Here is an 18,914-nt window from a genome sequence, read left to right on the forward strand (position 1 = left end):
GCCGGGCTCACGCTCCGGCATGGGCGCGGACACCTGTTCCGCGCGGCGTACGAGGGAATCGGCTTCGGCATCAGGCAGATCCTGGAGAAGTTCGACGACGCGCACACCGGCAACCGCACCGTCGCGGTCGGCGGCGGCCTGCGCAGCCCGGTCTGGGCGCAGGCGGTCAGCGACATCACCGGACGCACGCAACTGGTTCCCGAGCAGGCGATCGGCGCCAGCTACGGTGACGCCCTGATGGCAGCCATCGGTGTGAAATTAGTTGCACCGGAGACGGATTGGGCAAGAATCGCCCACGAGATCACGCCTGACCCTGCGAACCGCGCGCTCTACGACGAGCTGTACGGCGTATGGCGCGAGCTGTATCCGGCGACCAGGGACCTGGTGCACGAGCTTGGTGAGATTGGCGAACGGGACGCTCCGCCCACCGGCTGACCGCGCGTCACTCCTCGTTCAGCGCCGGGCTGCCCAGGATCTCGGTGGCGGTGGCGGGGTCCGTGACGAGGTGGTTGAAGTATCCGCCGCGGGCGCCCGCGATGACCGAGTCGACCTTCTCCTTGCCGACGGCGACCGCGATCGTCACCGGAATGTGGCGCAGCGCATCGAGTTCGATGGCGATCAGCCGTTCGCCGTCCTCGAAGTCGACCGGCATCCCCGTACGGTCGAAGAACCTCGAGCACACGTCACCGACCGCGGCACGCAGGGACGTCGAACCGGTCGGGACGAACCGCGGGATGTCCAAGCGGGTGAGCGGGGGCGCTCCGACACCCATCAGTGCGCATCTCGCGTGCGGCCAGAGATGCAGCACGCGTTGGATGCTCGGGTCCTTCAGTAGGGACTGGTACAGCTCGACGCCGGGCAGCGCAGGCGCGAACAGATAGTTCGCCCGTCCACCGACGCGGTTGGCGACCAGCCTGGTGATCTCGTTGGTCTGATACCACTCCTCCGGCTGATCGTTGCCGCCGACCGTGGGGGCGACGATCACCCCTGGCAGCTGCGTCAGCTCGAACTGCGCGACCTCGTACACCGTGCGCCCAGAGGACACCAGGAGGACGTCCCCGGGCAGAAGACCGGCCTCGCTGAGGGCGCGACCGACGGCGGGGGCCAACGCGCGGCCCATCACGTCGACGAAGGTGCGGCCGGGGCTGGGTGCAGGTAGCTGCGGGCTGAGGTACACCGACGTCAGGCTCAGGGCTCGGGCCAGCCGGTCGGCGAGGTCGCCGGGTAGCGCCTCGGCGGGGGGCACCACTTCGATGCGGACGATTCCCTGCCGTTTCGCCTCGGCCAGCAGTCTGCTGACGGTGGCGCGGCTGGTGCCGAGTCGTTCGGCGACCTCGGCCTGAGTGGCCTCGTCCTCGTAGTACAGCCTTGCCGCGGTATAGAGCAACGACGCCGGAAAGTGGCTGCCCTCAACCTCTTGAGGGGCGCCGTCTTGAGGGGCGCCGTCTAGAGGGGCGCCGTCTAGAGGGGCGCCGTCTTGAGGGGCGCCGTCGCCGAGCTGATTCGGCGGCGTGTGCGGGGCCGACCGGGGCATAGGGGCGAGTATGTCATTGAAAATAATCCTGCACATGTGTTCTGGAGAGAGTTTCACTGAACATTCGTTCTGGACAAATGTGCAACGCCTTCGCTACGGTGACCGGAGCCACAGGTGAAGGAGCAACGTGATGAGTGAGCAGATTCCGGAGAAGATGCAGGCAGTGGTCTGTCACGGACCCAATGACTACCGCCTAGAAGAGGTGGCCGTTCCCCAGCGCAAGCCCGGCGAGGCGCTGATCCGGGTGGAGGCGGTCGGCATCTGCGCCAGCGACCTGAAGTGCTACCACGGGGCCGCCAAGTTCTGGGGTGACGAGAACCGCCCGGCGTGGACCGAGACCATGGTCATCCCCGGCCATGAATTCGTCGGCCGCGTAGTCGAACTCGACGACGCGGCGGCCAGCCGATGGGACATCGCCGTCGGTGACAGGGTCACGTCCGAGCAGATCGTGCCCTGCTGGGAGTGCCGCTACTGCAAGCGCGGTCAGTACCACATGTGCCAGCCGCACGATCTCTACGGCTTCAAGCGCCGGACCCCCGGCGCCATGGCCAGCTTCATGACCTATCCGGTGGAAGCCTTGGTGCACAAGATTTCCGGAGACATTCCCCCCGCGCACGCGGCGTTCGTCGAACCGCTGTCCTGCTCGCTGCACGCCGTCGAGCGGGCCCAGATCACGTTCGAGGACACCGTTGTGGTGGCAGGCTGCGGACCCATCGGCCTCGGCATGATCGCCGGGGCCCGCGCGAAGAATCCGATGCACGTCATTGCGCTGGACATGGAGCCGGAGAAGCTCGAGATCGCCAAGAAGTGTGGCGCCGACATCACCATCAACATCGCCGAGAAAGACGTCGAGAAGATCGTCAAGGACCTCACCGACGGGTACGGCGCCGACGTCTACCTGGAGGGCACGGGACACCCGTCGGCAGTGCCGCAAGGTCTGAACTCATTGCGCAAGCTGGGCCGCTACGTCGAGTACGGCGTCTTCGGCAGTGACGTGACGGTGGACTGGAGCATCATCAGCGACGACAAGGAACTCGACGTCCTCGGTGCCCATCTCGGCCCGTACTGCTGGCCTGCCGCCATCAAGATGATCGAGTCCGGCGTTCTGCCGTTGGACGAGATCTGCACACACCAACTTCCGCTGAGCGAGTTCCAGAAGGGACTCGACCTAGTCGGCAGCGGCAAGGAGTCGGTCAAGGTCTCCCTGATTCCGGCCTGACCCCAACCGATCTAAGGACGTCTCGAGATGAGCGATCGACTTTCCCGTCAGGGTCCGCAGCTGTCGCGGCGGAACATGTTGGCGGCGTTGGGAATGGCCGGGGTGGCGGCCGCGAGCCTGCCGGTGCTGAGTGCGTGCGGTGTCGGCGGCAAGGCAGGCGCCCCAAACGGCGCGGGAGAGGTGAGCGGCGGGTTCGACTGGAAGAAGGCGTCCGGCTCGACCATCAACATCCTGCAGACGCCGCACCCATATCAGCTGTCCTATCAGCCGCTGCTGCAGGAGTTCTCGGAACTGACCGGGATCACGGTCAACGTCGACCTGGTGCCCGAGGCCGACTACTTCACCAAGCTCAACACCGAACTTGCCGGCGGCTCGGGAAAGCACGACGCATTCATGCTCGGCGCATACTTCATCTGGCAGTACGGGCCGCCCGGGTGGATCGAGGACCTCAACCCGTGGTTGCAGAACACGTCGGCGACCAACGCCGAGTACGACTTCGAGGACATCTTCGATGGTCTGCGCACCTCGACGCGCTGGGACTTCACGCTCGGCCAGCCGCTGGGCACCGGCGGCCAGTGGGCGATCCCGTGGGGCTTCGAGAACAACGTTGTCGCCTACAACAAGAGGATCTTCGACGAGAAGGGCATCACGAAATTGCCCGACCGCCTCGACGACTTCATCCAGCTGGCCGTCGACCTGACCGACCGCTCGCAGAATCGCTACGGCATCTCCACCCGCGGCTCGAAGTCCTGGGCGACCATCCATCCCGGTTTCATGACGCAGTACACCCGCGAAGGCGCGGTCGACTATACGTTCAACGGCTCCGAGCTGATCGCCGAGATGGACAGCGACAAGGCGATCACCTTCACCAAGAAGTGGATCGACATGCAGCACCGGGCCGGGCCGACGTCCTGGACCACGTACGACTATCCCAACGCCACCGGCGATCTCGGCGACGGCAAGGCGATGATGGTGTTCGACGCCGACAGCGCGACTTATCCCAAGAACAAGCCCGGCGCCAGCAAGGAAGCGGGAAACCTCGCGTGGTATCCCGGACCTGCCGGGCCCGATGGCAACTACAAGACCAACCTGTGGACCTGGAGCTGGGCGATGAGTGCCAATTCGCGCAACAAACTCCCGGCGTGGCTGTTCATCCAGTGGGCCACCGGCAAGGAATCGATGAACAAGGCCGTCGAGGGCGGCACCTACGCCGATCCGGTGCGAAAGTCGGTGTTCGACACCACGTTCAAGCGGATCGCCGCGGACCAGTACGGCTACCTCGAGACATTCGAGACCGTCATCGGCGAGTCGAAGATCCAGTTCACCCCGCAGAAGGCCTTCTTCGACACCACTCAGAACTGGGCAGTCGCGCTACAGGACATCTACGGCGGCGACGATGCGGCATCCCGCCTGCGCAGTCTGGCGAAGACCAATACCTCCAAGGTCAACCTCTAGGGAGTTGCGGCAACGATGACGACACAAACCCCCAAGGCACCACCCACTTCGCCGCAGCATCCGGCCAAGGCGGCGGGACGCGCATTCCCCGAGGTGCCCACGTGGCGCCGCAAGCTCCGGCCGTACTTGCTGTCGATTCCCGCCCTGGTGATCGTCATCGGGATCCTCTACCCCTTCGTGGTCGGCGCGTACTACGCCTTCCTCAACTACGCGGCGGTCAACCCCGACCCGCACTTCGTGTGGTTCGACAACTTCAAGTCGGTTCTCGGCGACCAGGTCTTCTGGCAGAGCGTCAAGGTCACCGCGATCTTCGCGGTGGCGGCGACCGCCATCGAGACGGTGCTCGGCGTGGGGCTTGCCCTGTTGCTCAACCGCTCCAGCATCATCGGAAAGATCTTCGAGAAGGTGCTGATCCTGCCCCTGATGATCGCGCCAGTGATCGCGGGCGTGATGTGGAAGCTGATGTTCAACCCGCAGTTCGGTATTCTGAATCACGTTCTGGGGCTTGGCAATACCTTCGACTGGTTGTCCAGCACCAACGCGCTGTTCTCGGTGGTGCTCGTCGACCTGTGGATCTTCACGCCGTTCGTCGCGATCCTGGTGCTGGCGGGCATGCGATCACTGCCCAAAGAGCCGTTCGAGGCGTCCGAGGTCGACGGGGCGAACTGGTTCTACATGTTCCGCAAGTTGATGCTGCCGATGCTGTGGCCCTACATCCTGGTGGCCGTCATCTTCCGGTTCATGGACAACCTGAAGGTCTTCGATCACATCTACGTGCTCACCGCAGGCGGGCCGGGTGTGGCCACCCGAACGCTGCAGATCGGCGCGTTCGAGGACTCGATCATCAACCTCAACTACTCCCGCGGCAGCACCTACATGCTGCTGCTCTGGATCATCGTGTTCATCACCGCGCGCTATCTGGTCAGCGTGCTCGGAAAGGCGCAGCGTCGTGCTGCGGGAGCGGAGTCCTAACTCATGGCACTCACCAAGTTCAGGCCGACGCGCAGTGAACTCCTTCCTGGCCAGAAGCGGCTCGGCGTCGGATCGGTGGTCGCCGACATCGGCCTGATCGGCTGGTTCGTCTTCTCGCTGTTCCCCATCGCGTGGATGGTGATCCTGGCGCTGAAGAACGCCGAGGAGCAGACGACCACCTACTTCCAGTTCAGCCCGACGTGGTCGAACTTCGCAACGGTGCTGTCCGACAAGGGCACTCAGATGACGAGCGTCGACTTCAAGGCATCGCTGCTGACCAGCCTGCTCAACTGCGGTGGTGCCGTGATCGTGTCACTGGTGATCGGCATTCCCGCCGCGTACGCCGCGGGTCGCTGGAAGTACAAGGGGTCCAACGACCTGATGTTCCAGATGCTGTCATTCCGGTTCGCCCCGGAGTTGATGGTGATCGTGCCCCTGTTCGTCATCTACAACCAGATCGGCTTGTTCGACACCAAGGTCGGCATGATCTGGGTGCTGCAGCTGGTCACCATGCCGCTGGTGGTATGGATCCTTCGCTCGTACTTCGAGGACCTGCCCGATGACCTGGAGCAGGCCGCCCTTCTCGACGGATACACGCGCACGCGGGCGTTCGTCATGGTGGCGCTGCCGATCGTCCGCCCCGGCATCGCCGCCGCGGCTCTGCTGGCGTTCATCTTCGCCTGGAACAACTACGTCTTCCCGCTGATCCTGGCTGACAGCAACGCGGGCACCGTCACGGTCGCCATCACCAAGTTCCTCGGCGGCGGCGGGCAGGCGTACTACAACCTGACCGCGGCGGCGGCGATCATCGCGGCGCTGCCGCCACTCATATTGGCACTCACCATCCAGAGATACCTGGTGCGGGGTCTATCCTTTGGGGCGGTGAAAGGCTGATGGCCACCGTATCGCTCAAGGGCCTGTCCAAGTCCTACGGAAAGACCAGGGCGGTGAGTGGCCTGACGGTCGACATCGCCGACGGCGAGTTCTTCGTCATCCTCGGGCCCAGTGGCGCTGGCAAGACGACGACGCTGAAATCCGTTGCCGGCCTCGTCGACATCGACAGCGGGTCCGTGACGATCGGAAGCAACGACGTCACTCTCGTCGAGCCCTATCACCGCAACGTCGCGATGGCGTTCGAGAGCTACGCGCTGTACCCACAGAAGACCGTCAGCGAGAACCTGGCGTCGCCATTGAAATCGGGGAGGACGGGCCGCTACAGCGATTCGCAACGGAAGGAGCGGATCGACCAGGTGACGACCACACTCGGAATCAACCACCTGCTCAAGCGCTTTCCACGTGAGCTGTCCAACGGGCAGCGCCAGCGGGTGGCGCTGGGCCGGGTGTTGGTGCGGCCTGCCGACATCTACTTGCTCGACGAGCCGCTGAGCCATCTCGACGCCAAACTGCGGGCGGCGATGCGCGCCGAACTCAAGCAGCTGGGCGCGATGTCGAAGACCACCACCGTCTATGTCACCCACGACTACCAGGAGGCACTGGCTCTCGGCGATCGCATCGCCGTGATGCGGGAGGGTTCGCTGGTCCAGATCGGCACGCCCGAGGAGATTTGGCGTCGGCCCGCGGACACGTTCGTGGCAAGAGCCCTCGGGCAGCCGGAGATCAACCTCTTCGACGGCGAGGTCGAGGACGGCCGGATCCGACTGGGTGACGGTTCGTTCGGCGTGCCGGTGCCCGCAGGTTTGAACCTCAGAGGTGGCGACCGCGTCCGGGTCGGCCTGCGGCCGTGCGACGTTCACGTCGTCGGTGACGGGTCTGCCGGGGCGGCGAGGCTCTCGGGCACGGTGACCCTCGCCGAGCGACTGGGCCGCAACGTCGAGCTGACGGTCGACGTCGGAGGCGAGCAGTTGATCGTGCTGGCCTCGGGCCGCGAAGGCGTCGCCGAGGGCGCCCGGGTATCGATGACCGTCGCCGACGACGACGTTCACGTCTTCGCCGCGGGTGACGGCGACACCCCACGTCTCGGTGCGGACGACAAGACCCTGGAGGCAGCGCAATGAGCGTCATGACATCGCGGGCCGACCGCCCCGCCAAGGGCGGGCCGGGCGCCTCGGAGACCGCGCAGAGCCTCACCCTGACGGACCTCGTCAAGACCTACGCGTCCCGAGGCAGGGAGAGCGTCACCGCGGTCAAGGGCATCGACCTGGCGATCGAAGCCGGCGAGCTCGTCGCCCTGCTCGGCCCGTCGGGCTGCGGCAAGACCACGACGCTGCGGATGATCGCCGGCCTGGAGACGGTGACCAGCGGGTCCATTCGCATCGGCGAACGGGAGATCTCGCAGCTGCCCGCATCGAAGCGCGGCATCGGGGTCGGCTTCGAGAGCTACGCGCTGTACCCTCCGATGTCCGTGCGCGAGAACCTGCTCTACGGGCTGAAGGCCCGAAAGGTCAAGGGCGCCGAGCAGATGGTGACGTCGATCAGCAGCCGCCTCGAGATGGACGACATGATGAGCCTGCGGCCCGCGGGCCTGTCCAGCGGCCAGAAGCAGCGCGTCGCGCTGGCCCGCGCGCTGGTGCGCAACCCCCCGGTGCTGCTGCTCGACGAGCCGTTGAGCCACCTCGATGCGTCGGCACGCCAGCGCGTGCGTCGCGAACTGAAGGTGCTGCAGCGCGAATTCGGCTACACCACCATCGTCGTGACCCACGACCAGGTCGAGGCACTGTCGCTGGCCGACCGGCTCGCGGTGATGGACGCCGGGGTGGTACAGCAGTTCGGCACCCCCGACGAGGTCTTCGACGATCCGGCCAACCTGTTCGTCGCACAGTTCGTCGGCGAACCGCAGATCAACGCGCTCCGCGGAGTGGTCAAGAACGCCGACGGGAAGGCTCGAGTCGAGATCGGTTCGGGGGCAGGTGCTTTGGACACCGTCGTGACCGGTATCGCCGACGGCACCAAAGTCACCGTCGGCATCCGCCCGCAGGACTGCGCGATGTCCACCGGCGACGGACCCGGGCTGTCGACCACCGTCGCCTACTTCGAGCACCTCCTCGAGTTCGGCCTGGCCACCAGTACGGTGGCCGGCGTGGAGGAGGGCATCGTCGTGCAAACGCCTGCCCAGGACGTCTACCAGCCGGAGCAGAAGGTCGTCATCAGCGCACCGCCGGAGCGGGTGTACCTTTTCGACACCGAGACGGGAGAGCGACTGAGATGACCAAACTGTTCAACGATCCCGCGCGGTTCACCGAGGACATGCTCGTCGGATTTCTCGACGCAGCAGCGAAGTACGTCGCTGGCGTGCCGGGCGGCGTGGTTCGCGCACACGAGACCCGGTCGGGCAAGGTCGCCGTCGTCATCGGGGGCGGGTCGGGGCACTACCCGGCCTTCTGCGGCACCGTGGGCCGCGGCTTCGCCGACGGTGCGGTGGTCGGCAACATCTTCACCTCACCGTCGGCCGAGGAGGCCGCGTCGGTGGCACGGGCCGCACACGGTGACGCAGGCGTGCTGCTCACCACCGGCAACTACGCGGGCGACGTGATGAACTTCGGCCTGGCCGTCACCCAGTTGCGCAGCGAGGGCATCGACGCGCACTACTTCGCGGTCACCGACGACATCGCCAGCGCGCCGACGGGCGAAGAGGCCAAGAGGCGGGGCATCGCAGGTGATTTCACCGTCTTCAAGTGCGCTTCGGCCGCCGCCGAGGACGGCCTGGACATCCAGGGCGTCATCCGCGTCGCGGAAGCCTCCAACGCCGCGACCAGGACCCTCGGCGTCGCCTTCGACGGCTGCACCCTGCCCGGCGCAGAGCAGCCGTTGTTCACGGTCCCCGACAAGCAGATGGGCGTCGGCCTCGGCATCCACGGGGAGCCGGGGGTGCGCGACGAGCCGATGCCGTCCGCCGCCGACCTGGCGGTGACGTTGGTCGACGGTGTGCTGGGCGACAAGCCCGCAGGGGAGTCGCAGCGCATCGCGGTGATCCTCAACGGCCTTGGCCGCACGAAGTACGAAGAGCTGTTCGTGGTCTGGGGCACCGCCTCTCGGCTCCTGCGGGAACGCGGCTACGAGATCGTCGAGCCCGAGGTCGGCGAGCTGGTGACCAGTCTCGACATGGCCGGCTGCTCGCTGACCGTGATGTGGCTCGACGACGAGCTCGAGAAGTACTGGACGGCACCTGCCGACACGCCTGCCTATCGCAAAGGCGTTGCGGCCGAGAAGGATTCGAGCGAGCGCCGCACCGACGCCGCCGCCGACGCGTCCGCCTCCACCCCGGATCTGGCCGAGCTCGCCGACGACGATGGCCGCTCCGGAGGACGCTTCGTCGCCAGGGCGCTCGACGCGGTGGCGGCCACGCTGGCCGACGCCGAGGACGAACTGGGCCGCATCGACGCCGTCGCCGGCGACGGGGATCACGGTCGCGGCATGGTCAAGGGGTCGTCCGCGGCCAGGACGGCGGCGGCCAGGGCGTCCGAGGACGGTGCGGGCCAGGGTTCGGTTCTCGCCGCCGCAGGCAAGGAGTGGGCGGCCAAGGCGGGCGGCACTTCCGGGGTGCTGTGGGGCGCGCTGCTCAATGCGGTGGGCGCCCGGCTCGGTGACACCGGCAAGCCCGAATCGGCCACCGTCGCCGCCGCGATGCGCGACGGGTACGACGCGCTGATCCAGCTCGGTGGCGCGTCGCCAGGAGACAAGACGATGCTGGACGCCATGCTGCCGTTCGTCGAGGAGCTGGAGCGCCGGGTCGCCGACGGTGAGTCCTGGCAGGATGGCTGGCGGGCGGCCGCGGACGTGGCCACCGCAGCCGCCATCGCTACCGCGGACCTGCGGCCCAAGGTCGGCCGCGCCCGCCCGCTCGCCGAGCGCAGCGTGGGCACGTCCGACGCGGGCGCGACGTCGCTGGCGATGTGCGCACACGCCGTCGCCGACACTTTTGCTCTGACTGCCAAGGGAGATGCCTGATGACCCCACTCCGCATCGTCGTCGGGTCCGATGACGCCGGCTACGAGTACAAGGAAGCCCTCAAGGGCGACCTGCTCGCCGACGACCGGGTCGCTGAGGTCACCGATGTCGGCGTCGGCTCCGACGAGGACACCGCCTACCCGCACATCGCCGTTGCCGCGGCCCGGCTGGTGGCCGAAGGCAAGGCGGACCGCGCCCTGTTGGTCTGTGGCACGGGGCTCGGCGTGGCTATCAGCGCCAACAAGGTGCCGGGAATCCGCGCCGTCACCGCGCACGACGGCTACTCGGTGGAGCGATCGGTGCTGTCCAACAACGCGCAGGTACTGTGTTTCGGGCAACGGGTGATCGGGCTGGAGCTGGCGCGCCGGCTGGCCCGCGAGTGGTTGAGCTACGAATTCGACCCCAACGGCCGCTCGGCCGACAAGGTCGAGGCGATCTGCAGCTACGAGCCAGCCACCACTCCCTAGCGACTTCGGCGCGCTGAGCCGCGCCCACCGCGGCTGAACGCGCCCAAATCGCAGGGGCCTGACCCAACTCGTCACCTGGCGTGCACGGACACGTCACGCTGCGATTGCCGCCGCGCTGTCCTGCTGAAGCACCGTGCTGGCCATGAGCACTATTTCCGTACTCATCGCCGCTGATCAACCGACCGCGTCGGCGGACACGCCGCGCTACACCCTGCTGCTGTCCACCGACCCCGGGCTCATCGAGGACGCGCAGCGTCTGCGCTACGAGGTCTTCACCTCGGAGCCCGGATTCGAGCTCGCCGACGTCGCCGACGAGCGGGATGCCGACCGGTTCGACGAGTTCTGCGACCACCTGCTCGTCCGGGAGGACCGGTCCGGCGAACTCGTCGGCTGCTACCGCATGCTGCCGCCGCCCGGTGCCATCGCCGCCGGCGGTCTCTACAGCGCAACGGAGTTCGACGTCACCGAGCTCGACGCGCTGCGGCCCTCCCTGGTCGAGATGGGCCGCGCAGTCGTGCGTGAGGACCACCGCAACGGGGGCGTGGTGCTGCTGATGTGGGCGGGCATCCTGGCCTACCTGGACCGCTGCGGCTACGACTACGTGACCGGTTGCGTGTCCGTGCCGGTTCGGGGTGCGCCCGACGAGGCACCCGGCTCCCAGATCCGCGCAGTGCGCGACTTCGTGCGGAAGCGCCACGCCTCCGAGTACACCGTGCGGCCCTACCGGCCGGTGCTGGTCGACGGCACGGGGCTCGACGACATCGCGCCGCCGGCTCGAGTCACCGTTCCGCCGCTCATGCGCGGCTACCTGAGGCTGGGTGCCGAGGTGTGTGGCGACCCGGCGCACGACCCCGACTTCGGCGTCGGCGACTTCCCTGCGCTGCTCGACAAACGCAAGGCCGACGTCCGGTACCTGCAGAGACTGCGGTCGGTGTCCCAGGCGTCGGACATGTCCGAGGGGATGGCCCGGTGAGCAGCCACACGGCGCCGGCGGATAGCCCCTGGCTGCCGCGCGCGTCGTGCGACGCGTCGTGCGTCCGGGCCGGTGCCACCCAGGCGTCGGCGGTCGTAGCGTTGCGCACCGCCGCGCGGATCGCGTGCGCCCTGGTGCTGCTGCCCGCGCTGCCGCTGCTGGCGGTCCCGCTGCCCGGCCGATCCCGGGTACAGCGCGTCTACTGCCGGCTGATGCTCCGGTGCCTCGGCGTGCGGATCACGACGTCCGGCGGCCCGATCCGCAACCTGATTGGCGTGCTGGTGGTCAGCGGACACGTGTCGTGGGTCGACATCTTCATCATCGGGTCGGTGTTACCCGGCTCGTTCGTGGCGCGAGCCGACCTCATCGAATGGCCCGCGCTCGGGTTCGTCGCGAAGCTGCTCAAGGTCATCCCCATCGAGCGGTCCAACCTGCGCAGGCTGCCCGACGTCGTCGCCGCGGTCGCCGACCGCCTCGCCGCAGGGCAGACGGTCGTCGCGTTCCCCGAGGGGACCACCTGGTGCGGTCTCGGTTACGGCCGCTTCCGGCCCGCGATGTTCCAGGGTGCCATCGACGCAGGTCGGCCCGTGCAGCCGCTGCGTCTGACCTACCACCATCGCGACGGGCAGCCGTCGACGGTCCCCGCCTTCATCGGCGACGACTCGCTGCTCGAATCGGTGCGACGGGTCATCACGGCCCGCCTGACCGTATGCCACGTGCAGGTGCAGTCACTCCAGCTACCTGGCGCCGATCGTCGCGATCTGGCGGCCCGGTGTGAGGCAGAGGTGCGGGGCACGACGGTTCTCGGGGCGCCTGCCGCGCACGGTCACGCGCTGGTCGCCTGAGCTTGACTGGCCACGAGTGGCCACTTACCGCACGGTTCGGAGCCGAGAACGTGCGATATGTGGCCACTCGCGCCCGAACGCAGTCAGAAGGCCCAGCCGTCGGACCCGTATCCTGGACGGGCCATGAGCTCCGTCTACCTGGATCACGCCGCGACCACCCCGATGCACCCAGCTGCCATCGAGGCGATGACTACGGCGTTGGCGACGGTCGGCAACGCATCATCGCTGCACACCACGGGCCGGGCGGCACGCCGCCGGATGGAGGAGGCGCGCGAGTCGCTCGCCGGGCTCCTCGGGGCGCGGCCATCGGAGATCATCTTCACCGCCGGGGGCACCGAGAGTGACAACCTCGCGGTCAAGGGCATCTACTGGGCGCGTCGTGATTCAGCGCCGCAGCGGCGAAGGATCATCACCTCTCCGATCGAGCATCACGCCATCCTCGATGCCGTGGAGTGGCTCGTCGAGCACGAGGGCGCCGAGGTGACCTGGTTACCGGTCGGTGCCGACGGATCGGTCGCCACCGCCGCGCTGCGGGAGGCGCTCGAGGACCACGACGATGTCGCGCTGGTGACGGTCATGTGGGCCAACAACGAGGTGGGCACCATCATGCCGATCGCCGAATTGGCCGCGATCGCCTCGGAATTCGACGTACCGATGCACAGCGACGCCATCCAGGCGGTCGGTCAGCTTCACGTCGACTTCGCGGCCAGCCGTCTCTCGGCGATGAGCATCGCCGCCCACAAGTTCGGTGGTCCCACCGGTATCGGCGCGTTGTTCCTGCGCCGCGACACGGCCTGTGTGCCGCTGCTGCACGGCGGCGGGCAGGAGCGCGACGTCCGTTCCGGCACACCGGACGTCGCGGGTGCGGTCGCGATGGCGGCGGCGGCGAAGGTGGCCGTCGACGGTCTGGACGCCAACCGTGCGCGGATCTCGACGCTGCGCGACAAGCTCATCGACGGCGTGCTCTCGTCGATCGACGACGTCGACCTCAACGGTGCCGACGGCGACACCCGCCTTCCCGGCAACACGCACTTCACCTTTCGCGGCTGTGAGGGCGACGCACTGCTGATGTTGTTGGACGCCAAGGGAATCGAGTGTTCGACCGGTTCGGCGTGCACGGCCGGGGTGGCGCAGCCGTCACACGTCCTCATCGCGATGGGCGCAGACCCCGCGAGTGCCCGCGGGTCCCTCCGATTCTCGCTGGGGCACACCAGCACCGACGCGGACGTCGCCGCGACGCTTGCGGTGCTGCCCGCCGCCGTCGACCGGGCGCGACAAGCCGCGCTGGCGAGCGCGGGAACTCGGAAGTAGACATGCGGGTCCTAGTCGCGATGAGCGGTGGCGTCGACTCGTCGGTGGCGGCGGCGCGGATGGTCGATGCCGGTCACGACGTCGTAGGCGTGCATCTCGCGCTGTCGTCGGCGCCGGGAACTCTGCGCACCGGTTCGCGCGGTTGCTGTTCGAAGGAGGATGCGGGGGATGCCCGTCGCGTCGCCGACATCCTCGACATCCCCTTCTACGTCTGGGATTTCGCCGACCGCTTCAAGGAGGACGTGATCGACGACTTCGTCGCGTCCTACGCTCGCGGCGAGACGCCCAACCCCTGCGTTCGGTGCAACGAGAAGATCAAGTTCTCGGCGCTCTCGGCCCGCGCGCTCGCGCTGGGCTTCGACGCGATCGCCACCGGCCACTACGCCCGACTCTCCGATGGTCGGCTGCGCCGCGCCGTCGATGCAGACAAGGATCAGTCCTACGTCCTCGGCGTGCTCGACGACCGACAGCTGGCGACGGCCGTCTTCCCGATCGGCGACACCCCCAAGCCGCAGATCCGGGCGGAGGCCGCCCGACGCGGTCTCGCGGTCGCCGACAAACCCGACAGCCATGACATCTGCTTCATCCCGTCCGGAGACACCCGCGCCTTCCTCGGTGCGCGGATCGGTGTCCGCCGTGGCGCCGTCGTCGATGCCGGTGGCACCGTGCTGGCCGAACACGAGGGCGTGCACGGGTTCACCATCGGTCAGCGCAGGGGTCTCGGCATCGCAGGGCCCGGCGCCGGCGGCCGCCCCCGCTACGTCACTTCGATCGACGCCGAGAGCGGCACGGTGCGCGTCGGTGACGTCGGTGAGCTCGACGTGTGGCACCTCGTCGGCGAGTGCCCGGTGTTCACCACCGGAGCGAGTCTGGACGGCGCCGTTGAATGCGACGTCCAGGTGCGTGCTCACGGCGGCCTTGCCGACGCCGTCGTCCAGGTCCGCGACGGCACGCTCGTCGCCGTGCTTCGCAGCCCGTTGCGAGGGGTGGCGGCCGGTCAGACGATGGTGCTGTACCGCCGCGACCCCGACGGTGACGAGGTCATCGCGAGCGCCACGATCTCTGCGGCGGGCAACGCAGGTTAGTCAGGAATCTTCGCCACGATGTTCGTCATCACGAGGTCGGGCACCGAGGCGGGATACGCGCAGAACGTGACCTCCACCAGGACGACCGACTTCAGGCGGTAGTCACGCCCGCACTCACTACTGGTCCGGGTGCGCACGGAATCGTCGGTCGCCGTCCAGTCGCCGACGTAGCCGGACGTCGAGGCCCCGCAGGCGTCGACGAGGCCGAGCACGCCGTCGAAGGCGTGACGTGCCGTCGCGGCGTCACGGTAGCCTGCGGCACCCTGCGAGATGAGCGCGCCGCGCGGCGGGTTCTGGTAGGTCGTCTTGTGGAATTCTTCGACCTCGGGTCCGAAGGTTTGCGTCTCGGCGAAGATCCAGCCGCACTGAGGGGGAACGCGGTCGGCGAGGATGGTGATGTCGACCGGAGACTTGCCGTCCATGCTCGGAATCACCGTCAGGTCGTCGCCGCCACCGGTGATCGCCCGCATCTGGGACTGCTCGAGCAGGACGGCATCCACGTCGACCGGCGACCGCGAGTCGTCGTCGATCCCCGGTGCGGACCGCTCGGCGGTCCCCGCCACGGTGTGGGTGCACGCCACGACGAGTAGGGCCGCGCAGACCGCACCCGACAGTCTGAGGGCCGATGCGGGCATGGTCGACGGTAACTCTTCTCACCTGCCATCGAATACTGTTGGCCGCGTGAGCGTTTTCGCCGCGGCAACCGGCATCGGATCCTGGCCAGGTACGACGGCACGTACCGCCGCCGAAGTGGTGGTCGGTGAGCTGCACACGCTGACGCACCTGGTCGAGTTGCCCGCGCGGGGCGTGGGAGCCGACATGATCGGGCGCGCAGGCGCATTGCTGATCGGGATCGGCATCGACACGGTGCCGCGCGGTTACCGTGTGGCGCCGGGCCGGAGCTCCGTGGTGCGCCGGGCGGCGAGCCTGCTCGACGAGGACGTGGACGCGCTCGAAGAGGCCTGGGAGCGGGCCGGTCTGCGTGGTGGTTCGCGGACCGTCAAGGTGCAGGCGCCCGGGCCGATCACGTTGGCCGCGCAGCTCGAACTGACCAATGGCCACCGCGCGATCACCGACGCCGGAGCGGTACGCGACCTGGCGGGGAGCCTCGCCGAGGGCCTCGCAGCTCATCGTGCCGAGATCTCTCGTCGTCTCGAAGTACCGGTCGTCGTGCAGCTCGATGAACCGTCGCTGCCTGCCGCGCTGGCGGGTCGGTTGTCCGGCGTGTCGAGCTTCTCGACGGTTCATCCCGTGGATGAACCGGTGGCACAGAGCCTGCTCGACGAGTGCATCGCGACCATCGGCGGCGAGGTCGTCATGCATTGCTGTGCACCGGATCTGCCATGGAACACGCTGGGGCGAAGTGCCCTTGGCGCGGTCTCGGTGGACGTCGCGACGTTGACCGTGAGGGATCTCGACGGCATCGGCGAATTCGTCGAGTCGGGGCGCGTGGTGATGCTCGGCGTGATTCCTTCGACGACGCCCGACCGCCCTCCGGCGCCGCAGGAGGTGGCGAAGGCAGCCGCGTCGATCACCGACCGGCTCGGCTTCTCCCGCGCGGTGCTGCGCGACCGCATTGGGGTCACTCCGGCATGTGGGCTTGCCGGAGCGACCGAGCAGTGGGCACGTGCGGCGGTCGAGTTGGCGCAAAGGGTCGCGGACGGGATCGCCGAGGATCCGTCGTCGGCGTAAGGTTTGCGGCAAACACCCAACCGGTCGAGGAGGCCCGTGGCTCAGGCGCTATTCCGCATCACGGCCGGCCTTGGGATCGTTGCCGCCGTCTCGGTAGTTGGCGGTCTCGGCGCAGCCGTCACGTCTGCGGATCCGGGTGGATCCAGATCGCCGTCGAGTCACTCGTACGACGGTGGGCACTCCCGCGGCAATGGGGAGGGAACCCGAGGTCGTGGGCGCGGCCCACGGGACGGCGACCGGGGCGGTGACCACGGGCGCGACGGCTCCGGTGGCTCCGGCCGTTCCGGCGCCGGGGACCCGCGTGGCGACGATGACCGGTTGCCGACGGTCGTCGCGGGTCGGGGTACCTCGAAGGAGTCGGTGGGCCAGACCGCGACGCCGTCACGCCTGGCCGCGGTCGAGCCGTCGACGTCCGATGCAGTCCCCGACACTCCCACCATCCCGGTCGCCACGTCGGGTGCCGGCTCGTCGGGGCGAAGCGGTGCGGGCCAGGTGACGACGCCGATCGTCGTGCCGCGGGTTACCTTCGGCAACGGCCGTTCCCCGGGACTCTCATCGGAGGGCCCCGATGAACGGCCCGGCCCGGTGGAACCGGGCCTGGCGATCGTGTTGCCGGCCGCCGCAGCGCCTGCTCCTGGCCCCGCACCTGCTCCGGCATCCGTGCCGCGCACCGTGTGGGCACCCGACACCCCGGTCGCGTCACTGTGGGCACCGGCGCACGCGGGCTGGCCCGCGAGCGTGATCTTCGGCATCGCCGGACTGCTTCTCGCGCCGATCGGCGGAATCTGGCTGGGACAACGGAACGCACGCGCGTCGAAGTCAGCCTCCGAGCTCGTCGGTTCTTAGGACGTCCGCAGGTCCTTGCGCAGAATCTTGCCGGACGCCGACTTCGGAATCGCCTCGATGAACGCGACCTGCCGAACCTTCTTGTACGGGGCCACGTGCCCGGCGACGAAATCAATCACCTCGGACTCGGTCAGCTGGGCGCCGGACTGTCTGACCACGAACGCCTTGGGGATCTCTTCGCCTGATTCGGCATCGGTGACGCCGATGACGGCCGCGTCGGCGATGCCGGGATGAGTGAGCAGTACCGCTTCGAGTTCGGCGGGAGGCACCTGATAGCCCTTGTACTTGATGAGCTCCTTGAGTCTGTCGACGATGTACACGCAGCCCGTGGAGTCGACGCGCGCCACGTCGCCGGTGTGCAGGAAGCCGTCGTCGTCGATGGTTTCACCGGTAGCCTCGTCATTCTCGAGATAGCCGGCCATGACGTTCGGCCCCTTGAACCACAGTTCCCCAGGTTCGCTGAGACCCGATGTGGGGGGATCGATCTCGGCGCCGGTCTCGGAGTCGACGATCCTGCTGACGGCGTTGGGGACGGTCCATCCGCAGGAACTGAGCGGTGCGACGGACCCGATCAGCTCCAGTCCGCCGTCAGCCGGTGTGACGTGGCTGACGGGGCTCAGCTCGCTCATGCCGTACCCCTGGACCAGTTGACAGTTCAGCCGCTTGGCGACCGCATGCCCCAGTTCCTCGTCCAGCGGCGCCGCGCCCGACATGACGTTGCGCAGGCTCGACAGGTCGTACGAGTCGACGACGGGGTGCTTGGCCAGCGCGACGGCGACCGGTGGTGCGATGAAAGCGTAAGTGCACCTGTGCTTCTGGATGTTGTCGAGAAACTCGCCAAGGTCGAAGCGCGGCATGATGACCAGACGCGCACGCGCGTGTAGCGCGGCGTTGAGCAGGACCGTCATGCCGTAGATGTGGAAGAACGGCAGGACCGCCAGGATGCGGTCGTCAGACCGCATGCCCTGCAGCGGCCGAATCTGGGCGACGTTCGCGGCGAGGTTGCGATGCGTGAGCATCACGCCCTTCGGATTGCCCGTCGTGCCCGAACTGTAGGGCAGGGCTGCCAGCTGCGTGGCCGGGTCGAAGGTCACCTCTGGAACGGGATGCCCGGGTGCAAGCAGATCGTCGGCGTTGGGATGGCCGTCGACCGCTTCGCCGGGACCGTCGAGCACGATGATCGCGCCATCGGCGAACCCGAGCGCGGCAGCTCCCTCGATGGCCTGGGCGCGCAGCGCGCTGACCGTGACCAGGGTCCTTGCCTTCGAATCGGTCAGCTGCTTGACGATGTCCTTGGCAGTGAAGAGCGCGTTGATGGTGGTGGCGGTGGCGCCTGCGCGCAGGATGCCGTGAAAGGCGATGGCGAACGCCGAACTGTTGGGCGCCAACAGCGCAACGACGTCGCCGACGCCGACACCTCGCGCCGCGAGTGCTCCGGCGAACGCATCGATCCGGGAGATCATCTCGCCGTACGTCGTCTCGATGCCCGACTTCGCATCGACCATCGCGACGCGGTCGGCATCGGCCTCGCTGACGTCCTCGAACAAGTAGTCGTAGACGCTGGTGGCGGGAATCTGGACCTGGGGGAAGGGGCTCGAGAAACTCATCGT

General features: G+C 67.8%; 18 protein-coding genes. 15 read left to right on the forward strand and 3 right to left on the reverse strand.

The window, feature by feature from the left end; translation table 11 throughout:
- The coding region (locus tag QOI01_RS33595) for an FGGY-family carbohydrate kinase (protein ID WP_526388141.1) at nt 1-435 on the forward strand (435 nt) is incomplete at its 5' end.
- A 7-nt stretch (nt 436-442) separates the two neighbouring features.
- Here the strand turns inward: QOI01_RS33595 and QOI01_RS33600 are convergent.
- On the reverse strand, nt 443-1,534 hold the full coding sequence (locus QOI01_RS33600) for a sugar-binding transcriptional regulator (protein WP_526388143.1): 1,092 nt from the start codon (nt 1,532-1,534) through the stop codon (nt 443-445).
- 130 nt (nt 1,535-1,664) lie between these two features.
- Here QOI01_RS33600 and eltD point away from each other — a divergent pair, with 130 nt between their 5' ends.
- The 12 genes from eltD to mnmA all read left to right on the forward strand — a co-directional run bounded on the left by eltD (nt 1,665) and on the right by mnmA (nt 14,766).
- Nucleotides 1,665-2,753 carry an erythritol/L-threitol dehyrogenase gene (gene eltD / locus QOI01_RS33605; RefSeq protein ID WP_526388145.1) on the forward strand — a complete coding sequence of 363 codons (1,089 nt, stop codon included), beginning with the start codon at nt 1,665-1,667 and terminating at the stop codon, nt 2,751-2,753.
- A gap of 27 nt (nt 2,754-2,780) precedes the next feature.
- A complete protein-coding gene (locus QOI01_RS33610; protein WP_526388147.1) occupies nt 2,781-4,208 on the forward strand; it encodes an extracellular solute-binding protein in 1,428 nt (475 codons plus the stop codon).
- A 15-nt stretch (nt 4,209-4,223) separates the two neighbouring features.
- The gene (locus tag QOI01_RS33615; protein ID WP_526388149.1) at nt 4,224-5,180 is read left to right on the forward strand and encodes a carbohydrate ABC transporter permease; all 957 of its coding nucleotides are present in this window, start codon (nt 4,224-4,226) and stop codon (nt 5,178-5,180) included.
- A 3-nt stretch (nt 5,181-5,183) separates the two neighbouring features.
- Nucleotides 5,184-6,074 carry a carbohydrate ABC transporter permease gene (locus tag QOI01_RS33620; RefSeq protein ID WP_526388151.1) on the forward strand — a complete coding sequence of 297 codons (891 nt, stop codon included), beginning with the start codon at nt 5,184-5,186 and terminating at the stop codon, nt 6,072-6,074.
- Nucleotides 6,074-7,195 (forward strand): ABC transporter ATP-binding protein, encoded by a 1,122-nt coding sequence (locus QOI01_RS33625; RefSeq protein WP_526388153.1) that lies wholly within the window; start codon nt 6,074-6,076, stop codon nt 7,193-7,195. Before QOI01_RS33620 ends, QOI01_RS33625 begins: the two co-directional genes overlap by 1 nt.
- Before the next feature lie 5 nt (nt 7,196-7,200).
- Complete coding sequence (locus tag QOI01_RS33630; RefSeq protein ID WP_526388235.1) at nt 7,201-8,346, forward strand: ABC transporter ATP-binding protein; 1,146 nt, start codon at nt 7,201-7,203, stop codon at nt 8,344-8,346.
- Nucleotides 8,343-10,085, forward strand: a complete 1,743-nt coding sequence (gene derK, locus QOI01_RS33635) for a D-erythrulose 4-kinase (RefSeq protein ID WP_526388155.1) — start codon at nt 8,343-8,345, stop codon at nt 10,083-10,085. The genes QOI01_RS33630 and derK overlap by 4 nt, the downstream gene beginning before the upstream one ends.
- On the forward strand, nt 10,085-10,552 hold the full coding sequence (locus QOI01_RS33640; RefSeq protein ID WP_526388157.1) for a ribose-5-phosphate isomerase: 468 nt from the start codon (nt 10,085-10,087) through the stop codon (nt 10,550-10,552). The genes derK and QOI01_RS33640 overlap by 1 nt, the downstream gene beginning before the upstream one ends.
- A 142-nt stretch (nt 10,553-10,694) precedes the next feature.
- Nucleotides 10,695-11,525 carry a GNAT family N-acyltransferase gene (locus QOI01_RS33645; protein ID WP_526388159.1) on the forward strand — a complete coding sequence of 277 codons (831 nt, stop codon included), beginning with the start codon at nt 10,695-10,697 and terminating at the stop codon, nt 11,523-11,525.
- Complete coding sequence (locus tag QOI01_RS33650) at nt 11,522-12,370, forward strand: lysophospholipid acyltransferase family protein (protein WP_526388161.1); 849 nt, start codon at nt 11,522-11,524, stop codon at nt 12,368-12,370. Before QOI01_RS33645 ends, QOI01_RS33650 begins: the two co-directional genes overlap by 4 nt.
- Before the next feature lie 123 nt (nt 12,371-12,493).
- Nucleotides 12,494-13,681 carry a cysteine desulfurase family protein gene (locus tag QOI01_RS33655; protein ID WP_526388163.1) on the forward strand — a complete coding sequence of 396 codons (1,188 nt, stop codon included), beginning with the start codon at nt 12,494-12,496 and terminating at the stop codon, nt 13,679-13,681.
- A gap of 2 nt (nt 13,682-13,683) precedes the next feature.
- The gene (gene mnmA / locus QOI01_RS33660; protein WP_526388165.1) at nt 13,684-14,766 is read left to right on the forward strand and encodes a tRNA 2-thiouridine(34) synthase MnmA; all 1,083 of its coding nucleotides are present in this window, start codon (nt 13,684-13,686) and stop codon (nt 14,764-14,766) included.
- Here mnmA and QOI01_RS33665 read toward each other — a convergent pair.
- Nucleotides 14,763-15,401 (reverse strand): sensor domain-containing protein, encoded by a 639-nt coding sequence (locus tag QOI01_RS33665; protein ID WP_526388167.1) that lies wholly within the window; start codon nt 15,399-15,401, stop codon nt 14,763-14,765. The genes mnmA and QOI01_RS33665 overlap by 4 nt on opposite strands.
- 46 nt (nt 15,402-15,447) lie before the next feature.
- On the opposite strand from QOI01_RS33665, the gene QOI01_RS33670 reads away from it, so the two are divergent.
- A complete protein-coding gene (locus tag QOI01_RS33670) occupies nt 15,448-16,458 on the forward strand; it encodes a uroporphyrinogen decarboxylase/cobalamine-independent methonine synthase family protein (protein ID WP_526388169.1) in 1,011 nt (336 codons plus the stop codon).
- Between the two features lie 36 nt (nt 16,459-16,494).
- A complete protein-coding gene (locus QOI01_RS33675) occupies nt 16,495-17,304 on the forward strand; it encodes a hypothetical protein (RefSeq protein WP_526388171.1) in 810 nt (269 codons plus the stop codon).
- On the opposite strand, the gene QOI01_RS33680 is transcribed toward QOI01_RS33675, so the two are convergent.
- Nucleotides 17,301-18,911, reverse strand: coding sequence for a 4-coumarate--CoA ligase family protein (locus QOI01_RS33680; RefSeq protein ID WP_526388173.1), 1,611 nt, complete (start codon nt 18,909-18,911; stop codon nt 17,301-17,303). The two genes, QOI01_RS33675 and QOI01_RS33680, sit on opposite strands and share 4 nt — an antisense overlap.
- Between the last annotated feature and the right edge of the window lie 3 nt (nt 18,912-18,914).

The sequence above is a fragment of the Mycobacterium sp. genome (genome assembly GCF_032162605.1).
Classification (GTDB): Bacteria; Actinomycetota; Actinomycetes; order Mycobacteriales; family Mycobacteriaceae; genus Mycobacterium.

Bases quoted from the DNA above. Each gene is read 5' to 3' on its own strand.
- QOI01_RS33645 (WP_526388159.1), top strand. From the start codon at position 10,695: ATGAGCACTATTTCCGTACTCATCGCCGCTGATCAACCGACCGCGTCG.
- QOI01_RS33610 (WP_526388147.1), top strand. From the start codon at position 2,781: ATGAGCGATCGACTTTCCCGTCAGGGTCCGCAGCTGTCGCGGCGGAAC.
- QOI01_RS33615 (WP_526388149.1), top strand. From the start codon at position 4,224: ATGACGACACAAACCCCCAAGGCACCACCCACTTCGCCGCAGCATCCG.
- QOI01_RS33665 (WP_526388167.1), bottom strand. From the start codon at position 15,401: ATGCCCGCATCGGCCCTCAGACTGTCGGGTGCGGTCTGCGCGGCCCTA.
- QOI01_RS33625 (WP_526388153.1), top strand. From the start codon at position 6,074: ATGGCCACCGTATCGCTCAAGGGCCTGTCCAAGTCCTACGGAAAGACC.
- QOI01_RS33680 (WP_526388173.1), bottom strand. From the start codon at position 18,911: ATGAGTTTCTCGAGCCCCTTCCCCCAGGTCCAGATTCCCGCCACCAGC.
- QOI01_RS33655 (WP_526388163.1), top strand. From the start codon at position 12,494: ATGAGCTCCGTCTACCTGGATCACGCCGCGACCACCCCGATGCACCCA.
- eltD (WP_526388145.1), top strand. From the start codon at position 1,665: ATGAGTGAGCAGATTCCGGAGAAGATGCAGGCAGTGGTCTGTCACGGA.
- derK (WP_526388155.1), top strand. From the start codon at position 8,343: ATGACCAAACTGTTCAACGATCCCGCGCGGTTCACCGAGGACATGCTC.
- QOI01_RS33640 (WP_526388157.1), top strand. From the start codon at position 10,085: ATGACCCCACTCCGCATCGTCGTCGGGTCCGATGACGCCGGCTACGAG.
- mnmA (WP_526388165.1), top strand. From the start codon at position 13,684: ATGCGGGTCCTAGTCGCGATGAGCGGTGGCGTCGACTCGTCGGTGGCG.
- QOI01_RS33620 (WP_526388151.1), top strand. From the start codon at position 5,184: ATGGCACTCACCAAGTTCAGGCCGACGCGCAGTGAACTCCTTCCTGGC.
- QOI01_RS33600 (WP_526388143.1), bottom strand. From the start codon at position 1,534: ATGCCCCGGTCGGCCCCGCACACGCCGCCGAATCAGCTCGGCGACGGC.
- QOI01_RS33630 (WP_526388235.1), top strand. From the start codon at position 7,201: ATGACATCGCGGGCCGACCGCCCCGCCAAGGGCGGGCCGGGCGCCTCG.